Source organism: Desulfobulbus oralis (assembly GCF_002952055.1).
Taxonomy (GTDB): domain Bacteria; phylum Desulfobacterota; class Desulfobulbia; order Desulfobulbales; family Desulfobulbaceae; genus Desulfobulbus; species Desulfobulbus oralis.
Map to the genome: position 1 here is coordinate 1,933,966 of NZ_CP021255.1, position 26,772 is coordinate 1,960,737.

At 57.6% G+C, this 26,772-nt stretch carries 15 protein-coding genes, 1 CRISPR repeat array and 1 riboswitch (1 of these 17 only partly in view); of the genes, 2 read left to right on the forward strand and 13 right to left on the reverse strand.

The window, feature by feature from the left end:
• Window positions 1-150: 150 nt before the first annotated feature.
• The 12 genes from creC to CAY53_RS08635 all read right to left on the reverse strand — a co-directional run bounded on the left by creC (window position 151) and on the right by CAY53_RS08635 (window position 13,317).
• On the reverse strand, window positions 151-1,578 hold the full coding sequence (creC, locus tag CAY53_RS08580) for a two-component system sensor histidine kinase CreC (protein ID WP_104936758.1): 1,428 nt from the start codon (window positions 1,576-1,578) through the stop codon (window positions 151-153).
• Window positions 1,575-2,255 (reverse strand): two-component system response regulator CreB, encoded by a 681-nt coding sequence (creB, locus tag CAY53_RS08585; RefSeq protein ID WP_104936759.1) that lies wholly within the window; start codon window positions 2,253-2,255, stop codon window positions 1,575-1,577. Before creB ends, creC begins: the two co-directional genes overlap by 4 nt.
• Window positions 2,256-2,346: 91 nt before the next feature.
• On the reverse strand, window positions 2,347-3,207 hold the full coding sequence (gene xrtK, locus CAY53_RS08590; protein WP_104936760.1) for an exosortase K: 861 nt from the start codon (window positions 3,205-3,207) through the stop codon (window positions 2,347-2,349).
• Window positions 3,200-5,164 (reverse strand): VIT and vWA domain-containing protein, encoded by a 1,965-nt coding sequence (locus CAY53_RS08595; RefSeq protein ID WP_104936761.1) that lies wholly within the window; start codon window positions 5,162-5,164, stop codon window positions 3,200-3,202. The genes xrtK and CAY53_RS08595 overlap by 8 nt, the downstream gene beginning before the upstream one ends.
• 270 nt (window positions 5,165-5,434) lie before the next feature.
• Complete coding sequence (cbiR, locus tag CAY53_RS08600) at window positions 5,435-6,277, reverse strand: cobamide remodeling phosphodiesterase CbiR (protein ID WP_104936762.1); 843 nt, start codon at window positions 6,275-6,277, stop codon at window positions 5,435-5,437.
• 180 nt (window positions 6,278-6,457) lie between these two features.
• Window positions 6,458-6,901 (reverse strand): (2Fe-2S) ferredoxin domain-containing protein, encoded by a 444-nt coding sequence (locus tag CAY53_RS08605; RefSeq protein ID WP_104936763.1) that lies wholly within the window; start codon window positions 6,899-6,901, stop codon window positions 6,458-6,460.
• Window positions 6,898-7,653, reverse strand: a complete 756-nt coding sequence (gene cobF / locus CAY53_RS08610; RefSeq protein WP_104937508.1) for a precorrin-6A synthase (deacetylating) — start codon at window positions 7,651-7,653, stop codon at window positions 6,898-6,900. Before cobF ends, CAY53_RS08605 begins: the two co-directional genes overlap by 4 nt.
• 80 nt (window positions 7,654-7,733) lie before the next feature.
• Window positions 7,734-8,402, reverse strand: a complete 669-nt coding sequence (locus CAY53_RS08615) for an anaerobic ribonucleoside-triphosphate reductase activating protein (RefSeq protein ID WP_104936764.1) — start codon at window positions 8,400-8,402, stop codon at window positions 7,734-7,736.
• 3 nt (window positions 8,403-8,405) lie between these two features.
• Complete coding sequence (nrdD, locus tag CAY53_RS12705; protein WP_017865804.1) at window positions 8,406-8,582, reverse strand: anaerobic ribonucleoside-triphosphate reductase; 177 nt, start codon at window positions 8,580-8,582, stop codon at window positions 8,406-8,408.
• Window positions 8,579-10,627: a ribonucleoside triphosphate reductase gene (locus CAY53_RS08620; RefSeq protein ID WP_104936765.1), complete on the reverse strand. Its 2,049-nt coding sequence runs from the start codon at window positions 10,625-10,627 to the stop codon at window positions 8,579-8,581. Before CAY53_RS08620 ends, nrdD begins: the two co-directional genes overlap by 4 nt.
• 152 nt (window positions 10,628-10,779) lie before the next feature.
• Window positions 10,780-10,974, reverse strand: a riboswitch (cobalamin riboswitch).
• A 276-nt stretch (window positions 10,975-11,250) separates the two neighbouring features.
• The gene (locus CAY53_RS08630) at window positions 11,251-11,946 is read right to left on the reverse strand and encodes a CBS domain-containing protein (protein WP_104936767.1); all 696 of its coding nucleotides are present in this window, start codon (window positions 11,944-11,946) and stop codon (window positions 11,251-11,253) included.
• 30 nt (window positions 11,947-11,976) lie between these two features.
• A complete protein-coding gene (locus CAY53_RS08635; protein ID WP_104937509.1) occupies window positions 11,977-13,317 on the reverse strand; it encodes an SLC13 family permease in 1,341 nt (446 codons plus the stop codon).
• A 380-nt stretch (window positions 13,318-13,697) separates the two neighbouring features.
• On the opposite strand from CAY53_RS08635, the gene CAY53_RS08640 reads away from it, so the two are divergent.
• Complete coding sequence (locus CAY53_RS08640) at window positions 13,698-14,087, forward strand: NifB/NifX family molybdenum-iron cluster-binding protein (RefSeq protein ID WP_104936768.1); 390 nt, start codon at window positions 13,698-13,700, stop codon at window positions 14,085-14,087.
• 145 nt (window positions 14,088-14,232) lie between these two features.
• Entirely contained in the window at window positions 14,233-16,803 is a 2,571-nt protein-coding gene (locus CAY53_RS08645; RefSeq protein ID WP_104936769.1) for a heavy metal translocating P-type ATPase, read from the forward strand.
• A 266-nt stretch (window positions 16,804-17,069) separates the two neighbouring features.
• On the opposite strand, the gene CAY53_RS08650 is transcribed toward CAY53_RS08645, so the two are convergent.
• Window positions 17,070-17,381, reverse strand: coding sequence for a hypothetical protein (locus CAY53_RS08650; protein ID WP_104936770.1), 312 nt, complete (start codon window positions 17,379-17,381; stop codon window positions 17,070-17,072).
• A 357-nt stretch (window positions 17,382-17,738) separates the two neighbouring features.
• Window positions 17,739-26,772: direct repeats of the CRISPR family, unit length 35 nt; unit sequence GTCGTAATCCCTTATCAAGTCAGGTCATATCAAAC (it continues 3,026 nt past the right edge of the window).

Genomic DNA, 26,772 nt, shown 5'->3' on the forward strand with positions numbered 1-26,772 from the left:
CAGGCGTCCCTGTCTCTACCGGTTGAGCGCAGTATAAGCATCGGCCGCATAAAGAAAAGGCGAGTGCAGACGAATTATCCCGCATGCTTTGCAAGCGTGGCCGGGAGCGCCAGCCCGCGCCGCTTTTGGCCCGGGCCTGTCTGCCTCTTCTCAGGCCAGCGGCAGAACGAGGCTGGCCCGCAGGCCCGGCGCCGTATTTTCCAGGCGCACCGAGCCCCCGTGCAGTTGCGCCACCTCGCGCACGAAGTTGAGCCCGAGGCCCGTGCTTTTCTTGCCCGTGTCGGGCCGCCGCAGGGAAAAGAATTTGTCGAAGACCTTGTCCGCATAGGCTGCCTCGATGCCCGGGCCTTCATCCGCCACATCCAGGATCAGCCACGTGTCCCCGCGCCGGGCCCTGATGCAGAGAGAGCCGCGGTCTGGGCTGAAGTCGATGGCGTTCTGCACCAGATTGGCCAGGGCCTGATGGAGGAGAAAGGGATCGCCCGGCACGCCGCCCGCACCATCGAAATCGGCACGCACCGTCAGGTTCCGGCGGAGAAGCAGCGGGGCCTTGGCCTCCAGCACGCCGCGCAGCAGGGTCTCAACGGGCACGGTCTCGCGGGTCCCCAGCTCCCGCCGGTTTTCCAGGGCGGCCAGCTCCAGCATCCGCTCCACCAGTTCCTGAATGCGGGCGGCTTCGGTGCGGATATTGGCCAGAAAGGCGGCACGGCGTTCGGCGGGCATGTCCTCGTTCAGCAGCTCGGCCGCGCCCAGTATGGCCGACAGCGGGCTTTTGATCTCGTGGGTCAGGGTTTGCACGTAGTGCTCCGCATACTTCTTGCCCTCCAGGGCCTCGCGCATGCTCTCCAGGGCAAGGCCCATGTCGCGCAGCTCGGTGCCCCCCAGGGATGGCAGCACGGCCCGGCCGCCGGCGCGCACCTCTTCGGCGTAGCGGGTCAGGCGTGCCACGGGCCGGGTCAGCCACTGCGCCACCAGGAAGGACAGCCCCAGGGCCACGGCCGCGGCAGAGAACCAGATGCGCAGCATGGCCGGACGTTCCTGCTCCAGAAGAGCGTTCACGTTGGTGGTGGGCTTGACCACGGTGAGCACGCCGGCCAGCCGGCCATGGACCATAACCGGCGCGGCCACGTGCAGTATGGAGGTTTCGGGTCGCTGCGGATCGGGATGGGTGGTGCGTGCCCCATAGCCGCCCTTCAGGGTTTGGGCCACATCCCGCCAGCGGGAATAGTCCGCCCCGGCCCTGTCGGGCCGTGCCGAATCGAAGACGATGCGCCCGGCCGCGTCGGTCAGATACACCTGCATGTCCACACTGGTCTTGGTGAAGTCGTAGATGCGGGCGGAAAAGGTGCGCTCGTGCACTGCGGTGAAGGCGGCGGCCAGTTCCCCGGTCTGGAAGCGGCCGGTCTCCATGGAGCCGCCGACGAGCGCGGCCAGGATATGGGCCTGATCCACCAGCACTTCCTCCACGTTCTCCACGAACAGCGTACGCAGCTCGCCGAAGAAACGGCTGAGCGGGTAGCTGAAGCAGAGGGCGGTCAGCAGCACGTAGGCCAGGAAGATGCGCGCGCCGAGTTTCACGGCTCCTCCCGCAGGGCATAACCGCTGCCCCGATGGGTGACGATGGCCTCCCGTTCCGGCGCGATCCGGCGCAGCTTGGCACGGATGTTTTTGATATGGGCGTCCACGGTGCGCTCCAGGCTGGTGTCCGGCGAATCCCAGATCAGCTCCATGAGCTGTTCCCTGGAAAAGACCCGGCCCGGTCGGCGCAGCAGGGTTTTCAGAATCTCGTACTCATAACGGGAAAGCTCCAGGGCCTGACCGCAGTAGCTGATTCGCCGGCGTTCCTCGTCCACGGCCCAGGTGCCGGAGACCGCGGTTTTCACCGGCAGGGACCTGCCCGCCCGGCGCAGCACGGCCCTGACCCGGGCCGAGACCTCGCGCGGGCTGAAGGGCTTGACGATGTAGTCGTCCCCGCCGAGTTCAAGCCCCACCACCCGGTCGATCTCATGGCCCCGGGCGGTGAGGAAGATGACCGGCACATCGCTTGCCCGCCGGATGGCCGAACAGACCTCGAAACCGCTCATGTCCGGCAGACCCACATCCAGAAGGATCAGGTCCGGCCTGCGCTCCATGTCCGCCAGCACGGAGCGGCCGTCGGGGTAGCGGGAGGTGGCGAAGCCTTCGGTTTCCAGGGCGTACTGGATGGCGTCGGCAATGGCCGGTTCGTCATCCACAATGAAGATATGAGCGGACATGGCAGCCTCCTGAGGCGGCAAGGGAGAGCACAGTGTATCCGATTTGACAGGGCTTGGACAGCATGACCACGAACAGCGGACCAGGCCCGGATCAAGATCTGTGCCTGTGCATCCGGCAGCGGCGGATCCGGATGCCTTTTCCCGCCCATACAGCCTTCCGCCCCTGACGCACAGCCAGCGCCAGGGCGGCCAGCGCCAGCAGGCCGGCGCTCACCAGGGCGGCATGGAGCAAAAAACGCGAACCGTAGCGGAGGGCCGCACCGTTGCACAGGGGCAAAAGCACGGTCATGCCCAGGTAGGAGCCGCAGGCAATGGTCAAAACGGGAACCCCCTGGCCTGGCCGGGCCAGCAGGCCCTTCGCCGCGGCGCAGAGTGCCATCAGGGCGCCCAGATACAGGCAGATGCCGAAGAGTTCATGGGCCAGGGCCGGGGTGAAGCGGTCGGAGTAGATGGCAGCCTCATACAAAAACACGGAGCCGGCCACGCGCAGGGCGTTGACCAGAAGCGCCGTGGTGCAGGCCAGGGGCGCAAGGGCCGCCCAGACGAGCACCGTCCGCCATCCGGGTGCAAGCAGGCGGCCCGCGCCCGTGAACACCAGATGCAGCGCCACAAAGCACAGAATCAGAAAATTCACGCCCGCACAGGCCGGAGCGATGCAGATGCCCCGGGCCTGATGCACGAAGCCCGCTCCAGGCGCCCAGGTGAATTCCAGGCCGCAGAGCAGACCGGCCAGCCGGGCCAGGGGCGCGAGGATCCAGAACAGCTCATCGGCTCCGGCCCGGCTGTAGTACAGTTTCAGGGCCCAGGCCAGACCCAGGGCGGTCAGGTGCAGGGCGGCGGCAAAGAGCGGCGCGCCCGGCGCCTGCCTGCCTGGCCCGGGAACCGAAGGGCGGTCCCCGGCTCCCGGGTGGCAGGATGAAGTGGCAGCTGCCGAACAGCGGGGTTCAGCCATTGCGCCTCCTGCGGACAAGGCGCGCGGCCAGCAGACCCGGCAGCAGGCCGGCCAGCAGCGCCGTCAGGCCCGGCTCCGGCACGGAGCGGTAGCCGCCGCCCACCGCCAGGTTGGAAACGCCCTGGGGCAGCGGCAGGGGTTGGTCCACATCCCTGGCTTCGCCCCGGTTTCTGACCTCCTCCAGCACCGCAACAAAGGAGGTATAGGGCGTGAGCAGCCCGTAACGCAGGCCAAGCTGGGTGATCGGCGCCTTGTCCTCCGGCGTGTCCCGGTCCAGCAAGCGGGCCACCCGGCCGCCGGCCCAGAGACGGGCCAGGGACTCGTGCCTGGCCTGGGGCCGGAAGTCCCCCACCTCCAGCACCTTTTCATAGGGCCCGGCCACTGCCTTGCCGCTCACGTGGATGCGGCCTTCGGGCCTGCCCCGCCACTTGCCGCTCACCACCAGGGGCCGGCCGGCAAAGAGATCGGCCACGGCCTGGGGCTCCAGGTCGTACATGTCGAAGCCCTCGGCCGTGATCCGCACGCCGGAGAGGAGCGGGGCCTGCACGTACTGCCGGAAGCGGGCGGCCGCATCCGCAGCCTCATCCGCCCTGGTCACCACAAAGGGTTCGCCCTGTCCGGCCCGGGCCAGACTCTCCACGAGATGCCGGTTCACGCTGGAGCCAATGCCGAAGGTGAACACGTTGCTCTGCCCCAACTGTGCCGTCACCACCTCGCAGGCCTCCTTTTCCGCGCCAATGAAGCCGTCCGTGACAAGGACAAGCGTACGGGCCCTGTCCTGATCGCGGGGCAGGGCCAGGGCGCTGCGCAGGGCCTCGGGCAGTTCCGTGCCGCCACCCCCTCTTTCGGCGTCCAGAAAAGCCAGGGCTTGCTCCGTATTGGCGCCGGTGGCAGGCAGGGAGGCCGGAGCCAGAACCCGCGCGGCGCCGGAGAAAAGCACCAGATTGAAGCAGTCCGTTTCCCGCAGGCCGCCTATCAGGTCGTGCATCAGGGTTTTGGCCGTGTCCAGGGGAAAGCCGTACATGGAGCCGGACACGTCCACCACGAAAATATACTCCCGCGGCAGGATCTCCGTCATGGCCGGCCGGGTCGGGGGCTCGGTCATGAGCAGAAAGAAATTCTCCTCCGGGCCCTCGTAGAGCAACAGACCGCTTTCCACCTGTTTTCCGGCCAGGCGGTAGTGGAAGATGAAATCCCGGTTGCCGCCAAAGTCTTCCGGCCTGGCCAGGGCCGCGGTCAGGAGCGTCTGATCCTGCCATTTGATATCCAGCTCATGGGTGGCGCTGCCCGCCTCCTGTACGGGCATGCCGGCCGACAGCTCCACCTTGACGGCAAACGAACCGGGATACGGCGTCTTTTCGGGGAGATAGGGGCTGGTGATCCAGGTGGCCTGTGCAGCGCCCCCGCCTTGGCCGGCGTATCTGGGGCCGACCACCGTGGGATAGACGAAGCTGTAGGTGCCCTCTTCCGGCACCAGAATCTCCGAATAGACCAGCTCGATGCGCACCGTATCCCCGGGCATGACGTTGGCCAGATTCATGGTGAACACGTTGGGCCGCTCCTCCTCCAAAAGGGAGGCGCTTTTGCCCTGGGCCCTGGCCTGGTCGAACTCCTGACGGGCCTCCTCCCGTTTTTGGATGCGGGCCGCCACCACCCGTTCGCCCACGGTCATGGTCATGCTCTGCACCGCGGCCCTGGTGGAGGCGGGAAACACGTAGCGCAGGTTCAGCGGCGTCTGGCCCGTGTTGGCATACTCCTGGGTCACGCTCACGGTCGCAAGCACGCCGTTTATCACCGCAGCAACGCGCGTATCCCTGAGCGGCAGGGCGCCCGGAGCCGCGTCCTGGTTCAGCACCACGAAATAGGGGGATTGGGAGCCGCCCGTCTGTTCGGCCAGAGCCGGGGCAGAGGGCAGGACAAGAACCCACAACACCAAGAGCACATAGAAAGAGTACATCGTTTTCCTCCTTTGGTTGATGAGACAGTGATGGGGCCTGACGGTTCCCAATCTAGACCAGGGAGGTGAAGAATCGATGAACGCCGCAAGAATTTGTCGTGAAAAAAGGCGGAAACAGCAAGAAACGGTGGCTCGGGGGTAGATGAGCGGCGCTGGAAAAAAGGCTGGCCCTGCCTTCCTGCCGTTCCCGGCGCAGGCACTTGCGGGCTTGGAAGCCCCGCTTGCCACGGCCCTGGACTCAGGCAGCCCGGGGCGATCTCCGGGGCGCTTTCACCGGCGCGCCACGCTACCTGTTGCCGTATAGCGTTCCCAGGAACGCACAAGCGCCGTATGGGAGTGGATGAAGTTGTCCAGGCCGAAGAGTTCGAGGGTCAGGACGCCGGCAAAGCCGGCCTGCCAGAGCGGGTGCATCAGGGCGTCCAGGCGGGCAGGCGGCACAAAGGCCAGGGAGCTGTGATCGCGGCGGCCGGGCGCCACGCCGTGCAGGTGGATGACACGGAGGCGGGGCAGCCAGTCTGCCAGCAGGGCCGCCGGATCGCCGCCATCCTTCCAGACGTGGCCTGCGTCGAGGCAGCGGGAGCAGGCGCTGGCTGCCACCCATTCGTCCCAGAAGCTGGGCGGAAAGCTCTCCAGATTTTCGACAGCCACCTGCTCTGGCCGCGACGCCAGAGCCAGGATCCGGGCCAGGGCCTCACTCGTCCAGAGGCGCTTTTCTTCGCTGAGCATGCCGACACAGGCCCTGCCCAGGCGCAGCGTGCCGCGCAGGCTCGGAAAATCGAGATGCAGGACAAAGCTGTGCGGCCGCAGGACAGCGGCCCGCTCCATGGCCATGGCCGCCTTGTTCACCATGGCGGCAGCCGCCTTTCGGGTATCGCAGTCGGCGTCGGTGGGCAGATGCAGGTGCAGGCTGGTCCCCTCCCCACGGGCGATCCTGCCGATTTCCGCGATTTCCCGGGCGCTGGGCAGCAGCTCGCCGCAGCGCCCCGTCTCCATCAAGAGCAGGGCCACGTCGTCGCAATGGGCCGCCGCCCAGCGCAGGCCCGTCACATAGTCTGCCGGCAGGACAAAGGAGGTGGCGCCAAGCCGAAGACCTGGAAGGGCATATTTTGTCATCGACCGGGTCCCGTTCGCAGGGCAGCCTGCCGGCAGGGGCCCCGGCCGGGCAGGCGGCTCGCCAGGGCATGAGACAAAAGTTCCTGGGCCGCCTCCGGCCAGACCCTGGCCGTGTCCCTCTTTTCGGAGCCCATCCTCAGCCTGCCCCGGGCACGGCTCCGCGCCAGAGCGGCCGTGCCGCTAGGCACCGTAGACCTGTTCGGCCACGCGGCAGCTCATCAGGCTCTCCGGCAGACGGCCTGCACGCAGGGCGGCGAGCAGCGCACGCCACTCTTCGTCGCTCCATTTGTGCACCCCCTTCCAGGCGGAAAAACTGGCCTCCTGGTTGTAGTGCCTTGCCCGGCCGTTCTGGTACACGCTGGCAAAGCCCCGAAAGCGGCAGGCACCCTGACAGTGGGTTCTGGTGACTTTAATCCTCTCGGGCCCCTGGTGGCAGCCCTCTTCTTTGATCAGGGCCCGCAGTCTCTCGGCCGGATCCTCTTTATGGCAGCCGTGACAGCGCTCGCCGTCGCAGATGAAGATCTGGGCGGCGGCAAACATGATCGGCCTGTCAGGATCAGGGACTTCCGGCTTGCAGGCCGTTCCCGGAACCACCGTCGAACCCATGGCGTTTGTCCTGCTCATCTGTTTCCTCCAGTGTTGCCGGCACCGTTACGCCGCAGCAGATAGGTGTCCATGATCCATCCCTTTTCGGCCCTTTTCGCGCTGCGGATACGCTCGATATCGGCCCGAACCTCATGCAGCTTACCGGAAACGAGCACCTCGTCTTCGGTGCCCAGGTAGGCACCCCAGTATATATAAACATCGCCGGATATGGCGCGCAAATCCATCTTGGTGTCGAGCAGGACGACCACGCTGTCGGCGCCTTCTGGAAAGCCACCCGCTATCTGGCGACCGGTGGTGATCTGAATGGTTTCGCCAATCCGGTTCAGCGCGATCCGGTGCCGCGCCGCCAGTGCCTGCATGCTGCTGATACCGGGAACGGCCTCGTAATCGAAGGCAAGCGTGCCCTCGGCAAGAAGGCCCGCCAGGATGGCGAGCGTGCCGTCGTACAGCGCGGGGTCTCCCCAGACAAGAAAAGCTCCGCATTCGCCGTCCTGCAGGCTGTCGGCGATCAAGGAGCGGTACAGCAGAGCGCGTTTTTCCCGCCAGGAGCGGATATCCGGCGTATAGGCCGGGTCGGAGAGCACCCGCGCCGGATCAGCAAACTCTACCCAGCGGTATGTCGAACTCTCAATGAAGCGTTCGCAGATTTCCCTGCGAATACGGAGCAGATCGCCCTTCTCCGTCCCCTTGTTGACAAGGAAAAAAACATCGACCCGGTTGAGGGCATTGATGGCCTGCACGGTGAGGTAGTCGGGATGACCGGCGCCCATGCCGATAACAAGAACTTTCTTTTTGGGACAGGATGCAGCAGCCAAGGTTCCTCCCGGGTACGGTGTTTATCCCGCGTGACTCACAGGGGCGGGGCTTCCCGGAATTTTTGCCTGCCATCTGTTTCTGCAAGCCGCGTTTCCACGAAGGCCTTTGCTCCGCTTGCCGGCCCAGGCCGGGACTGCGGCTGCAGCACCAAAGTCCCGCCCCAGCCTGCCACCAGCTTCTGCATGGCCTCGATCCGCCCCCCCTCCTGCAGAAAGGGATCGAGGGTGGTGCGGAACTGGTGGGCCACCTTGCTCCGCCGCAGCAGGGCGGCGCTCTCCTCGGCCGCAGCCCCGCTCCCGGCGATGCCGGTGATCCTTTCGTACTCGGCAAAGGGGGCCTTCAGATCCATGCCCACCCAGTCGAGCAGGGGTAGGCATTCCCTAAGGCGCTCCGGATAGGGCCCAGCCGTGTGCAGGCCGACCTTGAAGCCCATGGCCCGCACGCGCCGCATGGCTTCGGGAAGCGCTGCCTGCAGGGTCGCTTCGCCGCCGCTGAACACCAGGGCGTCGAGCAGCCCCTGACGGCGTTCCAGAAGGGCAAGCACATCCTGCCAGGGAAGGGCTGACCCGCCCTTTTGCGGCAGCAGGTGCCGGTTGTGGCAGTAGTGGCAGCGCCAGGGGCAGCCCTGACAGAAGAGCACCGCCGCCAGACAGCCGGGGTAGTCGATGGTGGTAAAGGGCAAAAGCCCCCCGATCAACAGCATCGCTCAGTCGATTTTTTCCGGTTCGCGGAAAAATTTCCGCTCCGCGTGCTCGGCCTTCTTGCCGGTATTGAATGAGCCGACCGGCCGGTGGTAGCCCATCACCCGGGTCCAGACCTCGCAGGGCTGGCGTTTTTCCTGGGGGATTTCGATTGCCGTTGCCGTATCCTGCTGCGTGTTCATGCCATGCTCCTTTCTTGTGCGAGTTGCTGCGCCAGTTCCTGGTCACATTTGGGGCAGAAGGGATGTTCGCCGCTCAGGTAACCGTGCCTGGGGCAGATGGAAAAGGTTGGGGTGACGGTGAGGTAGGGTAGCCGGAAGCGCTCCAGGGAGCGGCGCACCAGGGTCCTGCAGGCGCAGGCCGAGGAGACCTGCTCGCCCAGGTAGAGGTGCAGCACCGTGCCGCCGGTATATTTGCTCTGCAGTTGTTCCTGACGGCTTAGCGCCTCGAAGGGGTCGTCGGTAAAGCCGACCGGCAACTGCGAGGAGTTGGTGTAGTAGGGGGCCTCGGGCGTGCCGGCCTGGAGTATCCCGGGGTAGCGCTTTTTGTCCTCACGCGCGAAACGGTAGGTGGTGCCTTCGGCGGGGGTGGCCTCCAGGTTGTACATGTGCCCGGTCTCTTCCTGGAAGCCCAGCATCCTCTCACGCAGGTGATCGAGCAGTTGCAGCGCCAGCGCGTGGCCTGCCGGCGTGCTGATGTCCTCCTGGTCGCCGGTGAAGTTGCGGATCATTTCATTGACGCCGTTGATGCCAATGGTCGAGAAATGGTTGCGCAGGGTGCCGAGATAGCGCCTGGTGTAGGGAAAAAGACCGTTGTCCATACGGCGCTGGATCACCTTGCGCTTGATTTCCAGGCTGTTCCTGCCCAGTTCCAGCAAGTGGTCGAGGCGCTGGTACAGCCCGGCCCCGTCCCCCTGGTGTTCATAGCCCAGCCGGGCGCAGTTGATGGTCACCACGCCTATGGACCCGGTCTGTTCGGCCGAACCGAAGAGGCCATTGCCCCGCTTGAGCAGTTCCCTAAGGTCGAGCTGCAGACGGCAGCACATGGAGCGCACCATGTTGGGACTGAGTTCCGAGTTGATGAAGTTCTGGAAATAGGGCAGGCCGTATTTTGCGGTCATGGCGAAGAGGCGCTCGGCATTTTCGCTTTCCCAGGGGAAGTCGGGGGTGATGTTATAGGTCGGGATCGGGAAGGTGAAGACCCGTCCCCTGGCATCGCCCGTGGTCATGACCTCGATATAGGCCCGGTTGATCAGGTCCATTTCCTCCTGCAGCTCGCCGTAGCTGAAGGGCATCTCCCTGCCGCCGATCACCGGGATCTGGGGCTTCAGGTCATCCGGGCAGGTCCAGTCGAAGGTCAGATTGGTGAAGGGGGTTTGCGTGCCCCAGCGCGAGGGCACGTTCAGGTTGAAGATCAGCTCCTGGATGTTCTGCCGGACCTCCTCGAAAGAGAGCCTGTCCTTGCGCACGAAGGGCGCCATATAGGTGTCGAAGGAGCTGAAGGCCTGAGCCCCGGCCCACTCGTTCTGCAGGGTGCCGAGAAAGTTGACGATCTGCCCGACCGCGCTCGACATGTGTTTGGGTGGAGAGGCCTCGATCTTGCCGGGCACGCCGTTGAAGCCTTCGCTCAGGAGCATGCGCAGAGACCAGCCGGCGCAGTAGCCGGAAAGCATATCCAGATCGTGGAGATGCAGACTGCCGTCGCGGTGGGCTGCGCCGATTTCCGGGGGATAGACGTGGTTGAGCCAGTAGTTGGCCGTCACCTTGCCGGAGACGTTGAGAATCAGGCCGCCCAGGGAGTAGCCCTGATTGGCATTGGCATTGACCCGCCAGTCGGACTGGTCGAGGTACTCGTTGATCGAGGCGGAGACATCCACCACGGTTTTCCTGTCCTGCCGCAGCTTGCTGCGCTGCTCACGGTAGACCGCGTAGGCGCGCATCGTGGCGAAATGGTTGGCGGCAATCAGGGTCTGCTCGACAATGTCCTGGATCTGCTCGACATGCGGGCTGGCGCCGGTGAAGCGGTGCCGCAGCACCTTGAGCACCTGCCAGGTCAGGAGCCAGGCCTCCTCGGCATCGAATTCACCGGTGGCACGGCCGGCCCTGAGCAGGGCCTTCTGGATCTTGCCTTCGTCAAAAGGGACGACCGCACCGGTCCGGCGGATGACCTGGTCGGGAACGGGCGGCTGCGTGTCCCCCGCGGAAAAGACGGCTGAAAATGGCTGCATGGCAGGGCTCCTTTTGTAGGGATGCGGGCAAAAGGAGCGAGGTGGCAGCACAGAGTGCGGATGCAGAAAAAAAGCAGGCGCCAGCAGGGCAGGCGAATGTTTTTTGCACTCTGTTTGCTGAGTCCCACACCCCCAGTTCCCGAGGGGTTGGTCTGCGACGTCAGGCAGCGGCAGGTCTTCTGGCTCGCGAATCGTCCTCCGGGCAGTCTTCCCGATCGCATGATCAGTGACGTGGCAGCCCTTTGTCCTCGCTCACAGCGGCGGGTCCGCGGGGGCATAGCCTGATGGCCGGCCTCACCCCTCTTCCCTTTCAGGCCCTTGCGGGCACCGTGCCTAGATGCGGTAGATCTCCATATATAGTGGAGACTAGATACCACGGTACTATATATCGCGTCAATGCCTTTTTATCTGGCAGGAAACACCCCTGACCGGATGATGAACAAGGGGCCATGCGCGCCAAAGGTGCAGAAAAACTGAGGCTCTCCGCGTGCGTGCAGCTCTCCGCTGCCGGCAGAGGTCATGGCGAAAAGCGGAAAGCAAAAAGCCCCGGCCAGATCTTCCAGCCAGGGCATAATAAAGACGGCATGGCCGGTTGACATCGCTCCGGCCATGCCAGCGCTTCGCTATTTGGCGAAGTCAGGCTGGTCGCGCAGATAGACCTCGCCCCCGCGGTTCCAATAGCGCACGCAGGGCAGCTCTCGCAGGCTTTCCAGGGCCCTGCTTTCCTCCGCCTCGTCGTCCGACCAGAAGCAGATCAGGACTTCGCGCGTTTTGTCGTCCTCCGACAGGGTCGATTGCACGGTGGCAATGCGCACGCCGGTATCCCGAATCTGGCCGATGATCTCCCGCAGGCTGCCCCGCCGGTTTTCGATCTCGCACACCATTTCCACACCCCGCGGCATGCCGCCGCCCGAAATGGTGGCCAGCGCCTGAAACACATCCCATTGGGTCAAAAGACCGACCATTTTTCTGTCTTCGTTCACCACAGGCAGAAAATGCACGTGTTTGTCCACCATCACCCGGGCGGCACGGGGCACAGTGCCGTGATACCTGATGGTAACCGGATCTTTGCGCATGAGTTCCGCCGCCTGGATCTTTTCCAGAGCGTCCAGGGCATCCACAATGTCCCGGCTGATGCTGCCCCTGGGCAGGCGGGCCTGCACATCCTTGTTGGTCACAATGCCCACCACATGGCCTTCGCCGTCAAGCACGGGCATGGTGGTAATCGTGTGGTCCCTGAACAGCCGGCGACAGTGCAACAGCGAAGTCTCCGGAGTGACCGAAATAACATCCCTGATCATCCAGTCAAGTATGAGCATGAAAATCTCCTTGTTTGTTCGGAATCGGCATCATGGATGGAAGGGCCAGATCAGCGGGATGAGCAGCCAGCACATCAACAGGCTGATGATTTGCAGTGGCCAGCCGGCCTTGGCGTAGTCCGTGAAACTGTACCTGCCCGGCCCGAAGACGATGGTGTTGGACGGCGTCGCGATCGGGGTCAGGAAGCAGGTGGAGGCGCAGGCGCAGATGCCCATGGCAATGGGCAGGGGCGAAACGCCGGTGGCCGTGGCGATCGGGATGGCCAGAGGCGCCATCAGGGCCGCGGTGGCGGTATTGGACATGAAGTTGGTGATGATGGCGGTGAGGCCGCAGCAGGCGAGCTGCAGCATCCAAGGATTGTCTACATGGCTCACGACCGTATGGGCCACCATGGCCGCCGCCCCGGACTTGGACATGGCGCTGGACATGGAAAGCATGCCGGCGAACAGAAAGATGGTGTTCCAGTCAACCGCCCGGTACGCCTCCTTCATGGTGAGGCAGCCGGTGCAGACCACCAGGGCAGCGCCCAGCATGGCGGCAGTGTTCAGGGGCATCAATTCGCTGGCCATCATGACCACGACAAAGGCGAAAATCAAAATGGCGATCCACATCTTGTTGGTGCGGCGTGCCACGTCATCGGCCTCCGACGCATCCTCAATCTCCCTGTTTTTGGGCAAAAGCTTGTAGCCAATAAGCGGAAACCAGATCCAGCCCGCGATCAGCAGGGGAATGCCGATCCGGCCATATTCAAAAAAACCGAACTGGCGCAGGAGCAGATCCGGGTTGGTCTTTATGGCCTCGCCCAGCATGGCGTTGATGATGCCGTTCGGCGGAGTGCCCACGAGCGTGACCGTACCGCCCAGGGAGGAGGCAAAGGCCACGGGCATGAGAATCCGGGCCGGAGCCACCCTGGCCTTGACGCACATGGCCATGATCATGGGCATGGCCACGACCGTGGTGCCGGTATCGGAAAGGACGGTGGACAGGGAGCCGACCGCCACCATGGAAAAGAGCAGCAGCAAGCGTGGCTTGCCCTTGGAAAGCCGCATGGCCAGTGCCCCGATCTTGTCGGCAAAGCCGGTGACAAAGGTGGCCTCGCCCACGATAAACATGGCCATGAAGAGAATGACCGTTGGGTTGCCCCAGTGACTGAAGGCGGTTTTGTTGTCCAGAACGCCGCAGAGCGAGAGGGCGACGGGCACCAGAATGGCCGTGCAGGCCAGGGGCACGACCTCGGTAAAAAACATGATGGCCGCCACCACCAGAATGCCCAGGGTTATATAGGCGTTGCTGGGGTCTTCCGGCAGCTGGATGGTCTTGGCCACCTCGGCACTGGCCCAGGCGTCCTGTGCAAGAAAAAGCGCCAGCATCGCCAGAAGCACTGCGGTCAGACTGCGTCGCGGTTTTTTCACTTCGTCCTCCTTGATGTATGGTGAAGGGGAACCGGGACATGGCCCCGGCCCTGTGGAGTCTGGGACGAAAAGCAGGCCCAACGGAAATGGCGCAAAACAGCACAGAGGCGCGGGCAGCGGCTGTTAGCGCCTGCAAAACAGCGTGCTGACTGTAACAGCGCGGCCCGGCGTCCGCAAGCGGCAAATACCGGCCCCAATTCCATGCCACGCACTTTCCTCAAAGGCAATTTTTTTTGACACCCGTGTCTCCCGGCCTTATGGTGGTGGACAAAACAGCGATCCGCCCCGGGTGTGCAGCTCCGGGCGGCAAGATTCACCTTCATCGAGAGGATTTTGGTATGGCAACGGTACGGCTGGCGGTTCCATCGGAAGGCAATGGCGGCCTGGACGGCGTGCGCTCCGGGCATTTCGGCCATTGCGCGGTGTTCACCTGCGTAGACATCGAAGACGGCAAAATTGGCTCCGTACGCATTGTGCAGAACGGCGAGCATGCGGAAGGCGGCTGCATGGTGCCTGTGCAGAAGCTGGCCCAGGAAGGGGTGAATGCCATTGTGGTAGGCGGCATCGGCATGCGCCCCCTCATGGGCTTCCAGCAGGCGGGCATTGCTGTGTACTACGATGCCGATCAGCCACAGGTGAGGCCCGTGGTGGAGGCCTTCGCGGCAGGCAGTCTGCCCCTCATCTCCGAGCAGCAGACCTGCAAGGGCAGCGGCCATTGCCACCACTGAAAAGGGCTGCATCCGACAGGGCCCGGCGGGACGCTCGTCTCGCCGGGCTTTTTTTTGATGCCGCTTGCGCGAGCGGCATCCGTGCTTACCTGTATGGGCATTCTTCGTTCAATCTAAATTTTGTTGCGCAACCCAGGAAATTCCCATGCAAAAGCTACGCTTTGACATCACCGGCATGAGCTGCGCGGCCTGCTCGGCACGGGTGGAAAAAGCGGTCTCCGGACTGAAGGGCGTGAGCGAGGCCAGTGTCAATCTGCTCAAGAACAGCATGATCGCCACCTTTGACGAGACGCTACTCTCTGCGGACGACATCATCAGCGCCGTGGACAGGGCCGGCTACGGTGCGAACCTGCACCTGCAGCATGAGGCCGCCGCCCCAAATGCCGCCACAGTGCCCGACCCGACTGCCAGAGAGCTGGCCCAGATGCAGACCCGGCTTTTTGTCTCCATCCTCTTTGCCCTGCCCCTTTTCGTGCTGGCCATGGGGCCGATGCTGCAGCTCTTTCAGGTGCCCCCGCGGTATGTGGCGGTCCATGCCCTGACCCAGCTCATGCTGGCTCTGCCGGTCATTTTCGTCAACTTCAGGTTCTACCGAAACGGCATCAGGGCCCTGTGCTCACTGGCGCCCAACATGGACTCTCTGATTGCCGTGGGTTCCGGGGCGGCTGCGCTCTTCAGCCTCGCCATGCTCTACCGCATCGCCCTGGCCCTGGGCATGGGCGATCTGACAGCGGCCAGTGAGGCTGCCGGCTCCCTTTACTTCGACTCGGCAGCCATGATTCTGACCCTGATTACCCTGGGCAAATTCTTTGAGGCCAGGGCCAAGGGCCGCACCTCGGAGGCCATTGCCAGGCTGATCGGCCTGGCCCCGGAAACCGCCACCCTGAGCCAGGACGGCAGGGAGAAGGTCGTTCCCCTCTCCGAGGTGCGGGTGGGCGATGTGCTCGTGGTGCGGGCCGGAGAGCGGATTCCGGTGGATGGGGAGATCCTGAGCGGCAGCGCCGCCATAGACCAGAGCGCGCTCACGGGCGAGAGCATGCCGGTGGAAAAGCAGGCGGGCGACCGGGTGACCGGCGCCACCATCAACACCTCGGGCCACCTCGTCATACGCGCGCTGCGCGTGGGCGATGACACCACCCTGGCCCAGATTGTCCGGCTGGTGGACGAGGCTACGGCCACCAAGGCGCCCATTGGCCGACTGGCGGACAAGATCAGCGGCATCTTCGTGCCCGTGGTCATCGGCATCGCCATCCTGGCAACCGCGATCTGGCTGGCTCTGGGCTTTGGCCCGGCCTTTGCCCTGGCCATCGGCATCGCGGTGCTGGTCATTTCCTGCCCCTGCGCGCTGGGACTGGCCACGCCCACCGCCATCATGGCCGGCACGGGCCGGGGCGCGGCGAGCGGCATTCTGTTCAAGTCCGCAGAAGCCATTGAAACCGCGCATCTGGTGGACACCGTGGTCCTGGACAAAACCGGTACGGTCACCAGCGGCCGGCCGGCCCTGACCGACCTGATACCTGCCGCAGGTCTTGACAAGACGGAACTGCTCAGACTTGCGGCCTCTTTGGAAAAGCTCTCCAGCCATCCCCTGGGCAGGGCTATTGTCACCGCGGCGGAAGAACGCGGACTTGCGCTTTCTAAGGTAGAGCAATTCAGGCAGGAGCCGGGGGCGGGCATTGCCGGCCTTTGCGAGGGCCGGGAACTCTTTGCCGGCAATGCCAATGCTCTGAAGAAACAGGGCGTGGCGCTGGATGCCGCCCTGCAGGCACAGGCCGAAGCCATGGCGCAAAAGGGCAAGACCGTGCTGTACCTTGTGCAGGACAGGGCAGTGCTGGGCCTCCTGGCTGTGGCGGACCTCATCCGGGAGAGCAGCCGGGAAGCGGTGGCCGAGCTGCAGGCCATGGGGCTCAGGGTCATCATGCTGACCGGTGACCATGCGGCAAGCGCCAGGGCGGTGCAGATGGCGGCCGGCATCCCGGAGCTGCGGGCCGAGCTTTTGCCGCAGGACAAGGAAAGGGAGATCCGCGCGCTTAAGGCCCAGGGCCACAGGGTGGCCATGGTGGGCGACGGCATCAACGACGCGCCGGCCCTGGCCCGGGCAGACCTGGGCATTGCCATTGGCGCCGGCACGGATGTTGCCATCGAATCCGCCGACGTGGTGCTGATGAAAAGCGACCTCATGGACGTGGCCGCAGCCATTCAGCTTGGCCGGGCCGTGATCCGCACCATCCGGCAGAACCTGTTCTGGGCCTTCTTTTACAACAGTCTGGGCATTCCGGTGGCGGCCGGCGTCTTTTACAGCCTCTGGCACCTCACGCTGAGCCCCATGATTGCGGCAGCCGCCATGAGCCTGAGTTCACTGGGGGTGGTCACGAATGCCCTGAGACTCCGCTATTTCGCGCCGAAACGGCACGCTGTCGCAAGCGCCGCTTCGGCGTCTCTTGCTGTGGACACCGCTGCCAGCGAGGCGGCCGGCGTTCCCCCATCAAATCAAAGGAGTGAGATTATGACCAAATGTATGCGAATTGACGGCATGAGCTGTGGCCATTGCAGCGCCAGGGTGGAGAAGGCCCTGCGCGAGCTTGCAGGCGTCAAAGACGTAAAAGTGGATCTGGAGGCCAAGACCGCCACGATCCAGGCAGACGAGGGCATAGCCGAAGAGGCGCTCAGCAGGGCCGTGACCGAGAGCGGCTACACCGTGCTGGGCATCGACTGAACAGGCCTCTAGTCACAGGTTCGTGCCCGGTTTCGTCCACCACAGAAGATCTGTGTGGGTGCGCAGTTGATCTGGTAAGCCGGACACCGGCCTGTCAAGCCGGAGGTCGCGACTTCGAGCCTCGTCGGCCCCGCCGGCTACCAGTGCAAAGCCCCCTTGGAACGGCAGTTCCGAGGGGGCTTTGCCATGTTGTCGCCTTTGCTCGTACAGGGAGGCGTGATTGCGCGCAGTGTCACTGGGGCAAGGCCCGGATTTTCAACGGGCTGTCAGCAAGCCCCGTCCAAATAGTCATCTGTTTGTTCGTTCGCTTCCCATTCGGCGTTCAGAGCGCTGTTATCGCCATGAGGGCTTTCATCGAAAGTGCTGTTCTTTCCTGCATCATCAGATGAAGCAATCGCCATACCGCAAAAGAAGGCAGCGGAAAGCTCTTCCTTCTTGCTTTGTTTCATATCGATATTTTTTTCAGACTCTTGGTGTTTCTGCATAAATTTAACTATATTGTTCAGAAATGATACTGTACTATAGAAAAAAATAACAATTAGCAAAAGTATACCTGTAATAATGAAAAAGGCAATCATAAGGACCTCCTGAATTATGATTTACACATCCTTGAAAAAGCAGGGCTGTATAGTACAGCTTAACACGCAGGCAAGTATATGACAATGATTTATTTATGAGATACAAACTGCTTGTATTATTCAGGAAAATTTACCTCTTCTACAAAGTAGAATTACTCGTCCCTGCAGCCTGAGCTAATCATTGCTCTCAAATAAAGCTTTTATATCATTCACTTCAGAAGAAATATTCTGATTTTGCACAATGTGAGTTTTAACACAGCTTCATTCAGCGCATAAAACTCTTTGCACCGCTGAATTTATAATTATTGCACAAAGATATTTTTCTATCTTACTTTTGCTTAATCAGTCCAGCGTATAATCCTAATCCCTTATCAAGTCAGGTCATATCAAACCAATAATTGATGGTCACAAGGTAGTATTTGAGGATAATCAGGTCGTAATCCCTTATCAAGTCAGGTCATATCAAACCCACCGTCAACAAGGTCCAAGCCGTCACGCCTACGGGCATGTCGTAATCCCTTATCAAGTCAGGTCATATCAAACGACGGCCGGTTTTTGAAACAGTTATTGTTATACCGTCGTAATCCCTTATCAAGTCAGGTCATATCAAACTGCCCACCCAGCCAGCGGGTAGCTGGCGCTCCAGGTCGTCGTAATCCCTTATCAAGTCAGGTCATATCAAACAGAATGCTGACGATAAAATTTAAAACTTGTTTTGGTCGGTCGTAATCCCTTATCAAGTCAGGTCATATCAAACAAGAGTAAAGAGCAACAATGACCGCCCCAACAACGCTCGTCGTAATCCCTTATCAAGTCAGGTCATATCAAACCCTGGCAAGGCGGAATATATCCGCTCGTCCATTCGTCGTGTCGTAATCCCTTATCAAGTCAGGTCATATCAAACCGGTGTGGTTCTTGCGACATGGAGGAAGTATATATCCCTGGGTCGTAATCCCTTATCAAGTCAGGTCATATCAAACTGATCGCATCAAAGCTAACCAAGCAGAGACTCACACAATGGTCGTAATCCCTTATCAAGGCAGGTCATATCAAACACCCTTCCCACAGGAGATTTTATCGTGTACCAGTTAAAAATGGTCGTAATCCCTTATCAAGTCAGGTCATATCAAACTAAAGATAATACTGAAGGTTAGGAATAAGACATGAGCGTCGTAATCCCTTATCAAGTCAGGTCATATCAAACGCGAACGAGCCCAAGACGGATGGTTCCGGGAAGTCCCGGTCGTAATCCCTTATCAAGTCAGGTCATATCAAACCCCTCCAGACCGGAAAAGTCCGCCCCGGCATTTTGGTCGTAATCCCTTATCAAGTCAGGTCATATCAAACATTATGTCTCGTTATTTCAATTCCAGCGACCTGAACAGTCGTAATCCCTTATCAAGTCAGGTCATATCAAACCACGGACGTTTTTGTTTCCTTGGGCTTATTGCCCAAGGGTCGTAATCCCTTATCAAGTCAGGTCATATCAAACAAGGATGCTCCGGTAATAGTACTGGAACATTCGGGGGTCGTAATCCCTTATCAAGTCAGGTCATATCAAACGCATAACAAAATTGAAACATGGTTGATGCTCGACTGGAGTCGTAATCCCTTATCAAGTCAGGTCATATCAAACTAGTTGACACCAGTAACCAGACCATGGAGGGTAACATGGGTCGTAATCCCTTATCAAGTCAGGTCATATCAAACTTACGAGGAGCTGCAGGCCGGGCGGCGGATTATTGCCGCCCGTCGTAATCCCTTATCAAGTCAGGTCATATCAAACTCCGGCTGTTGAGCTGGGACAACGAGGATGGCGCACGTCGTAATCCCTTATCAAGTCAGGTCATATCAAACGTGGATAGCGACGCGGCGCTCCTGCACGCGGTGTTCGTCGTAATCCCTTATCAAGTCAGGTCATATCAAACCCATACATCGTGACCAAAAGCGGCTACGTCGGGGGAACGTCGTAATCCCTTATCAAGTCAGGTCATATCAAACATGCCCTGTTCTGCCTGAAGAACAGGCTGAGCAACGAGTTGAGTCGTAATCCCTTATCAAGTCAGGTCATATCAAACGCTTGATGCCTTCTTGACCGATGCCAAGCGACCCTACCCCGTCGTAATCCCTTATCAAGTCAGGTCATATCAAACTATCCGCCAGAGCTCCTGGGATCCCCCCTCCGTCTGGTCGTAATCCCTTATCAAGTCAGGTCATATCAAACGCCAGTTTGGGCTGGAAAATTTAACAGCGGCCTGTGGGTCGTAATCCCTTATCAAGTCAGGTCATATCAAACTTGAGCGGCGGGACGGCTTTGGGCATCCGGTGTGGGATCGTCGTAATCCCTTATCAAGTCAGGTCATATCAAACCCAGCCCCCGGGTTTTGCAGGTGCGTCCCTTGATGGGTCGTAATCCCTTATCAAGTCAGGTCATATCAAACGACACCGGCAAATTCCGGCTGCAGATTGCGGCCGGGATTGGTCGTAATCCCTTATCAAGTCAGGTCATATCAAACCCGGGGAATTCCCACAAAGAACAGGAGATGCTATGGATACGTCGTAATCCCTTATCAAGTCAGGTCATATCAAACCTGGCTGACCTTTCCCTTATTGGGCAAGTCGCCGATAAGGGTCGTAATCCCTTATCAAGTCAGGTCATATCAAACAAGCTGCTAGAATTTTTTCACTAAACAGCTAGCAGCTTGGTCGTAATCCCTTATCAAGTCAGGTCATATCAAACGTTCTACGATCCTGCAAGGGACAAATGTCTGTTCTTCGAGGTCGTAATCCCTTATCAAGTCAGGTCATATCAAACGCGTAGCCAGGCCGCGGCTCGATCGAGCCCTTTCCTTCCTCGTCGTAATCCCTTATCAAGTCAGGTCATATCAAACGTCAGGAATTTTTGAAGAGTATCGAAGCAGTTAAGGTGTCGTAATCCCTTATCAAGTCAGGTCATATCAAACGGTCTCCGATGCCACGGACAATCGTTTCCCGGCATGGGGTCGTAATCCCTTATCAAGTCAGGTCATATCAAACGGACAAAAAGACTCACGAGAAGTCGATGCAGCTTAAGAGTCGTAATCCCTTATCAAGTCAGGTCATATCAAACCTGACATATACGATGGCTTATATGGTTGGGTGTAACTTTGGTCGTAATCCCTTATCAAGTCAGGTCATATCAAACGGAAGACCCAAATTCCTCCCTCCGTTTCGAAAAATGGGTCGTAATCCCTTATCAAGTCAGGTCATATCAAACAAGGCCCCAATCCTTGGGGCAAGGGGGAATTATGTTTGCGTCGTAATCCCTTATCAAGTCAGGTCATATCAAACGAAGGGACTGACGCTGGATTACAGCGTCAGTCTTTTCTGGTCGTAATCCCTTATCAAGTCAGGTCATATCAAACCCGACGAGCACCTTCCGCCAGCAAACCGCCGGCGTCGTAATCCCTTATCAAGTCAGGTCATATCAAACTGAGCTCGGAGGAGATCGATCGCAACATGCGCCGGTTTAAGGTCGTAATCCCTTATCAAGTCAGGTCATATCAAACCGGACTGACCCAGCGTGTAACCGCACGTGCCGGCGTCACCGTCGTAATCCCTTATCAAGTCAGGTCATATCAAACATTCCGACGTATTACAGTAGGGGCTGTTCCCCCCGAGGCGTCGTAATCCCTTATCAAGTCAGGTCATATCAAACGGCGAAGGCCAACGCCTACGGGCGTTGTGCGACCTGTCGTAATCCCTTATCAAGTCAGGTCATATCAAACTTCTGATAACGCCCGGGAATTCCCGGGCGAAGGCCAACGTCGTAATCCCTTATCAAGTCAGGTCATATCAAACCCTGGAATCTGCACTCCAAACTGGCAAGGTGCACCCTGGGTCGTAATCCCTTATCAAGTCAGGTCATATCAAACAAGTCTTGTGCTGGCATGAAATGACTTTAGATTATTCTGTCGTAATCCCTTATCAAGTCAGGTCATATCAAACCCACTTGTGCGGAGGCGTCATGGTTTCACTACAGCAAGCGTCGTAATCCCTTATCAAGTCAGGTCATATCAAACTTTGAGGAAAAGTTCCCCATTGTGGGAACTGTTCAGGGTCGTAATCCCTTATCAAGTCAGGTCATATCAAACCACAATCGGAGCGATGGCCCATGAGGGCCATCGCTTGTCCAAGTCGTAATCCCTTATCAAGTCAGGTCATATCAAACTCTGGTGAGCGGGAATTCCTCCGTAAACTTTCCGACCTGTGTCGTAATCCCTTATCAAGTCAGGTCATATCAAACGCCCCATGAGATAAAGGATTGCGACGGCCGTAACTCACGGGTCGTAATCCCTTATCAAGTCAGGTCATATCAAACCAGAAAAAGCCATTTTTGACATACCAGCAAAGCCAGGAACGTCGTAATCCCTTATCAAGTCAGGTCATATCAAACTTCTATAATTTTTCTGGGAATTCCCGTTGTGGGAATTCCCGGTCGTAATCCCTTATCAAGTCAGGTCATATCAAACTTGCGGGACAAGTCGCGGGAGCGAAGTTTTTCGAACTGTCGTAATCCCTTATCAAGTCAGGTCATATCAAACAAAGTGGAATTTGAAAAAGCAGTAGCCCACTTGAAGGGGTCGTAATCCTTTATCAAGTCAGGTCATATCAAACGCCGGCTAGGTGTAGCACGGGTACAGGATTACGGTCGTAATCCCTTATCAAGTCAGGTCATATCAAACATACCAGCAAAGAGAAGTACTTTGCTGGCATGAAATGACGTCGTAATCCCTTATCAAGTCAGGTCATATCAAACAAGGAATTACGACATGAAAACTGCACAAAAAATTCTGGGTCGTAATCCCTTATCAAGTCAGGTCATATCAAACATGAAAACTGCACAAAAAATTCTGGCCAAGCGCAATGCGGTCGTAATCCCTTATCAAGTCAGGTCATATCAAACGAATAAACCTGAAAAGCAAGTTAGGGAACCATGTTTCGGTTCGTCGTAATCCCTTATCAAGTCAGGTCATATCAAACTGGTATAATGCTGGTTGAAATGCTGGATTAATGCTATGTCGTAATCCCTTATCAAGTCAGGTCATATCAAACATAAGGGTGCTTCGGAAATAGTACTGAACACCCGGGAGTCGTAATCCCTTATCAAGTCAGGTCATATCAAACAGTATATATTCCTGTCGCAAGGGAACGTGAGTCTGAGTCGTAATCCCTTATCAAGTCAGGTCATATCAAACATAGTTCGAGGGCGAACTAAATGCAACATGTCGTGTAAGTCGTAATCCCTTATCAAGTCAGGTCATATCAAACGCCGCGAAAAAGAACGAGGGCTCCGGGAATTCCCCGGAGCGTCGTAATCCCTTATCAAGTCAGGTCATATCAAACTTTTCGAAGCTTTTCCTCACACCGTCGGTTGCCCCGGTCGTAATCCCTTATCAAGTCAGGTCATATCAAACAATAATACTATTGCGCTCACAGTCACTTCCCGCTCCGTCGTGTCGTAATCCCTTATCAAGTCAGGTCATATCAAACCAAAATTGCGAAAAGAACAAGAGAAGGAACAAGGGCTTGTGTCGTAATCCCTTATCAAGTCAGGTCATATCAAACCAGTATCCTACCTAAAAGGATTACTGCCAAATTTGGAAACTCGTCGTAATCCCTTATCAAGTCAGGTCATATCAAACCCCGCTGGCAGGAGGTCTGATATGTCGGATAAGGGACTTATGTCGTAATCCCTTATCAAGTCAGGTCATATCAAACATTTAGAATTATTGACAAAAACAGCTACTAGCGAAAAGTAAGTCGTAATCCCTTATCAAGTCAGGTCATATCAAACTGCCGCTTGCTCGAGCAAGCAGCATATCGCGTAATTGGGTCGTAATCCCTTATCAAGTCAGGTCATATCAAACCATTTTATAATTGGCTGCGAAACATTACATTGTACCATCTTGTCGTAATCCCTTATCAAGTCAGGTCATATCAAACCGAGCAAGCGTGCCGCTTGCTCGAGCAAGCAGCATAGTCGTAATCCCTTATCAAGTCAGGTCATATCAAACAATCCAAACTGCCAGATACAAATTGCTAGGATAATTTGTCGTAATCCCTTATCAAGTCAGGTCATATCAAACCCAGCTACTAGGATTAACTAGTAGCTGGATACTTGCACGTCGTAATCCCTTATCAAGTCAGGTCATATCAAACTTTTTTGAGCTTTTTCCGGATGCGATTGCGCATCCGGAGTCGTAATCCCTTATCAAGTCAGGTCATATCAAACCCTGCCAGAGTCTTGACCAAGCGCGCATACTTATGCATGCGTCGTAATCCCTTATCAAGTCAGGTCATATCAAACCTTTACGCAAATTTGCGCTCAAAAGGAAAAATTTGGGAGTTCGTCGTAATCCCTTATCAAGTCAGGTCATATCAAACGCTCCTGTTCCTTTTGATTTTTCCGGGAATTCCCGTCGTCGTAATCCCTTATCAAGTCAGGTCATATCAAACAGTACTCTCTGAGCAATCTCAGTAGAAGTAGCGCGTCGTAATCCCTTATCAAGTCAGGTCATATCAAACACTCCAGCAATGCATGTTAATGGACGAGCTTGTCCTATTTGTCGTAATCCCTTATCAAGTCAGGTCATATCAAACTAATTGATTTAATTAAAAATTTAGCTGAAAGTTTAAGTCGTAATCCCTTATCAAGTCAGGTCATATCAAACCGGCCAGTGGTCTGCTGGAAAGGGCTCACACTAGACTATAGCGTCGTAATCCCTTATCAAGTCAGGTCATATCAAACCCCGAAAGGCCGCAAAAAAGAACGAGCCCAAAACCGACGATGTCGTAATCCCTTATCAAGTCAGGTCATATCAAACCAAACCCGGGAAGTCCCGGAATCCGTCGAAACGGGAGCGCGGTCGTAATCCCTTATCAAGTCAGGTCATATCAAACACGGTAGCTGGCGCTCCACAGCCAGCTACCGCTGGCAGGGGTCGTAATCCCTTATCAAGTCAGGTCATATCAAACTTTTTTGATGCCTTTCCTGACTGCGTCGGGGCACCCGACGCGTCGTAATCCCTTATCAAGTCAGGTCATATCAAACCAGCATAGGCGCTGCCCACCCGGCCAGCGGGTAGCTGTCGTAATCCCTTATCAAGTCAGGTCATATCAAACGGACTTACCACTGGCCGTGAGACGGCCAGTGGTCTGCTGGAAGTCGTAATCCCTTATCAAGTCAGGTCATATCAAACCCAGCAGTTTACCGATAAAATGTCGCGTAAGTACTTGATTTTGTCGTAATCCCTTATCAAGTCAGGTCATATCAAACCGACGGAAAGAGCAGCAAACCGCTCTTTCCTGCCCGCGTCGTAATCCCTTATCAAGTCAGGTCATATCAAACGCTGATCGACAAGCAGCTCAAACGCCGGATGCTGGCGTCGTAATCCCTTATCAAGTCAGGTCATATCAAACTGCGAGCTGGGCGGCGATTTGGCTGCGTGGATCGACGTCGTAATCCCTTATCAAGTCAGGTCATATCAAACGCGGCACTCCTGTTGCCAGGATCGCTCCGGACACCGTGTCGTAATCCCTTATCAAGTCAGGTCATATCAAACACTCTCCTCACAGGTTGGCAGCCTGTGGGGAGAGATCGTGTCGTAATCCCTTATCAAGTCAGGTCATATCAAACAAAAAATCTTTGCAAGCCGGAATGCCCAGCTTGCCACCAGAAAGTCGTAATCCCTTATCAAGTCAGGTCATATCAAACATTATCCTTTTTCTGGTTACTGGTACCAAATATCAGTAAGTCGTAATCCCTTATCAAGTCAGGTCATATCAAACCGCAGCCAGAGTATGCCTTTGCCTACTCTGGAAGAAGGTCGTAATCCCTTATCAAGTCAGGTCATATCAAACTCCCAAGGGAAATCAGGGATCGCGACGGGAAAAACTCCAAGTCGTAATCCCTTATCAAGTCAGGTCATATCAAACTATGCGGGATGTTGGATATCCCATGTGACCACTCTGGGAGTCGTAATCCCTTATCAAGTCAGGTCATATCAAACGAGGCCCTTTTAAGGGCCGATGCGGCCGAGGCCAGGCTTCGTCGTAATCCCTTATCAAGTCAGGTCATATCAAACCAGCGTGACGGATACCTTTGTTTCCCTTGGGTTACTCCCGTCGTAATCCCTTATCAAGTCAGGTCATATCAAACTGATGAACGGGAATTTTTGAGGCGCCTTTCTGACTTGGTCGTAATCCCTTATCAAGTCAGGTCATATCAAACCCCGCACGAAAGGCGGCGGAAAAGGCGAACCCAAAAGAGTCGTAATCCCTTATCAAGTCAGGTCATATCAAACGCGTTTTGCCGGGCGAGCAAGACCTTGCACCAGAACTCCGGGTCGTAATCCCTTATCAAGTCAGGTCATATCAAACCGAGCTTCGCGCTCAAGCAGCGGAGGCCCGCTTGGGTCGTAATCCCTTATCAAGTCAGGTCATATCAAACTTCTGGGAATTCCCGCTCTAACGAGCGGGAATTCCTCCGTCGTAATCCCTTATCAAGTCAGGTCATATCAAACTTTGAGTGACCTTAACTTGGCCGGCCAAATTGCCGGCACAAGTCGTAATCCCTTATCAAGTCAGGTCATATCAAACGGGAATTCCTCCGGCGTTTGAGTGACCTTAACTTGGGTCGTAATCCCTTATCAAGTCAGGTCATATCAAACGGTCTTTCAATGCCGCACGAAAGGCGGCGGAAAAGGCGGTCGTAATCCCTTATCAAGTCAGGTCATATCAAACCGCGCTGGCCACGGGCAAGGTACGGCCCGGCGTTTTGCCGGGTCGTAATCCCTTATCAAGTCAGGTCATATCAAACGTTGTACTTATACAGGAGAATCCAGTGAACTTGTTGTAGTCGTAATCCCTTATCAAGTCAGGTCATATCAAACTTCTGGGAATTCCCGCTCTAACGAGCGGGAATTCCTCCGGTCGTAATCCCTTATCAAGTCAGGTCATATCAAACCAACTGGTTGCGGAAATCATCAAATTGAGGTCTCAAGCGTCGTAATCCCTTATCAAGTCAGGTCATATCAAACCAGACCAAACGCGAGCGCGAAGCCGAGCTTCGCGCTCAGTCGTAATCCCTTATCAAGTCAGGTCATATCAAACCCCGGCGTTTTGCCGGGCGAGCAAGACCTTGCACCAGAACTGTCGTAATCCCTTATCAAGTCAGGTCATATCAAACAAAAAGTGACTCAAATTTTCATTCAGGAAGGTCTACTTCCGTCGTAATCCCTTATCAAGTCAGGTCATATCAAACAGGCCCATCAGCCTACCTCCAACGCGGCTCGTACTGCGTCGTAATCCCTTATCAAGTCAGGTCATATCAAACCAGATTGGTTCTGCC

Excerpts from the sequence above, each read along its gene's own strand:
- creB (WP_104936759.1), bottom strand. The coding sequence starts at position 2,255 with ATGTCCGCTCATATCTTCATTGTGGATGACGAACCGGCCATTGCCGAC.
- xrtK (WP_104936760.1), bottom strand. The coding sequence starts at position 3,207 with ATGGCTGAACCCCGCTGTTCGGCAGCTGCCACTTCATCCTGCCACCCG.
- CAY53_RS08595 (WP_104936761.1), bottom strand. The coding sequence starts at position 5,164 with ATGTACTCTTTCTATGTGCTCTTGGTGTTGTGGGTTCTTGTCCTGCCC.
- cbiR (WP_104936762.1), bottom strand. The coding sequence starts at position 6,277 with ATGACAAAATATGCCCTTCCAGGTCTTCGGCTTGGCGCCACCTCCTTT.
- CAY53_RS08605 (WP_104936763.1), bottom strand. The coding sequence starts at position 6,901 with ATGAGCAGGACAAACGCCATGGGTTCGACGGTGGTTCCGGGAACGGCC.
- cobF (WP_104937508.1), bottom strand. The coding sequence starts at position 7,653 with ATGGGCGCCGGTCATCCCGACTACCTCACCGTGCAGGCCATCAATGCC.
- CAY53_RS08615 (WP_104936764.1), bottom strand. The coding sequence starts at position 8,402 with ATGCTGTTGATCGGGGGGCTTTTGCCCTTTACCACCATCGACTACCCC.
- nrdD (WP_017865804.1), bottom strand. The coding sequence starts at position 8,582 with ATGAACACGCAGCAGGATACGGCAACGGCAATCGAAATCCCCCAGGAA.
- CAY53_RS08620 (WP_104936765.1), bottom strand. The coding sequence starts at position 10,627 with ATGCAGCCATTTTCAGCCGTCTTTTCCGCGGGGGACACGCAGCCGCCC.
- CAY53_RS08630 (WP_104936767.1), bottom strand. The coding sequence starts at position 11,946 with ATGCTCATACTTGACTGGATGATCAGGGATGTTATTTCGGTCACTCCG.
- CAY53_RS08635 (WP_104937509.1), bottom strand. The coding sequence starts at position 13,317 with ATGCTGGCGCTTTTTCTTGCACAGGACGCCTGGGCCAGTGCCGAGGTG.
- CAY53_RS08640 (WP_104936768.1), top strand. The coding sequence starts at position 13,698 with ATGGCAACGGTACGGCTGGCGGTTCCATCGGAAGGCAATGGCGGCCTG.
- CAY53_RS08645 (WP_104936769.1), top strand. The coding sequence starts at position 14,233 with ATGCAAAAGCTACGCTTTGACATCACCGGCATGAGCTGCGCGGCCTGC.
- CAY53_RS08650 (WP_104936770.1), bottom strand. The coding sequence starts at position 17,381 with ATGATTGCCTTTTTCATTATTACAGGTATACTTTTGCTAATTGTTATT.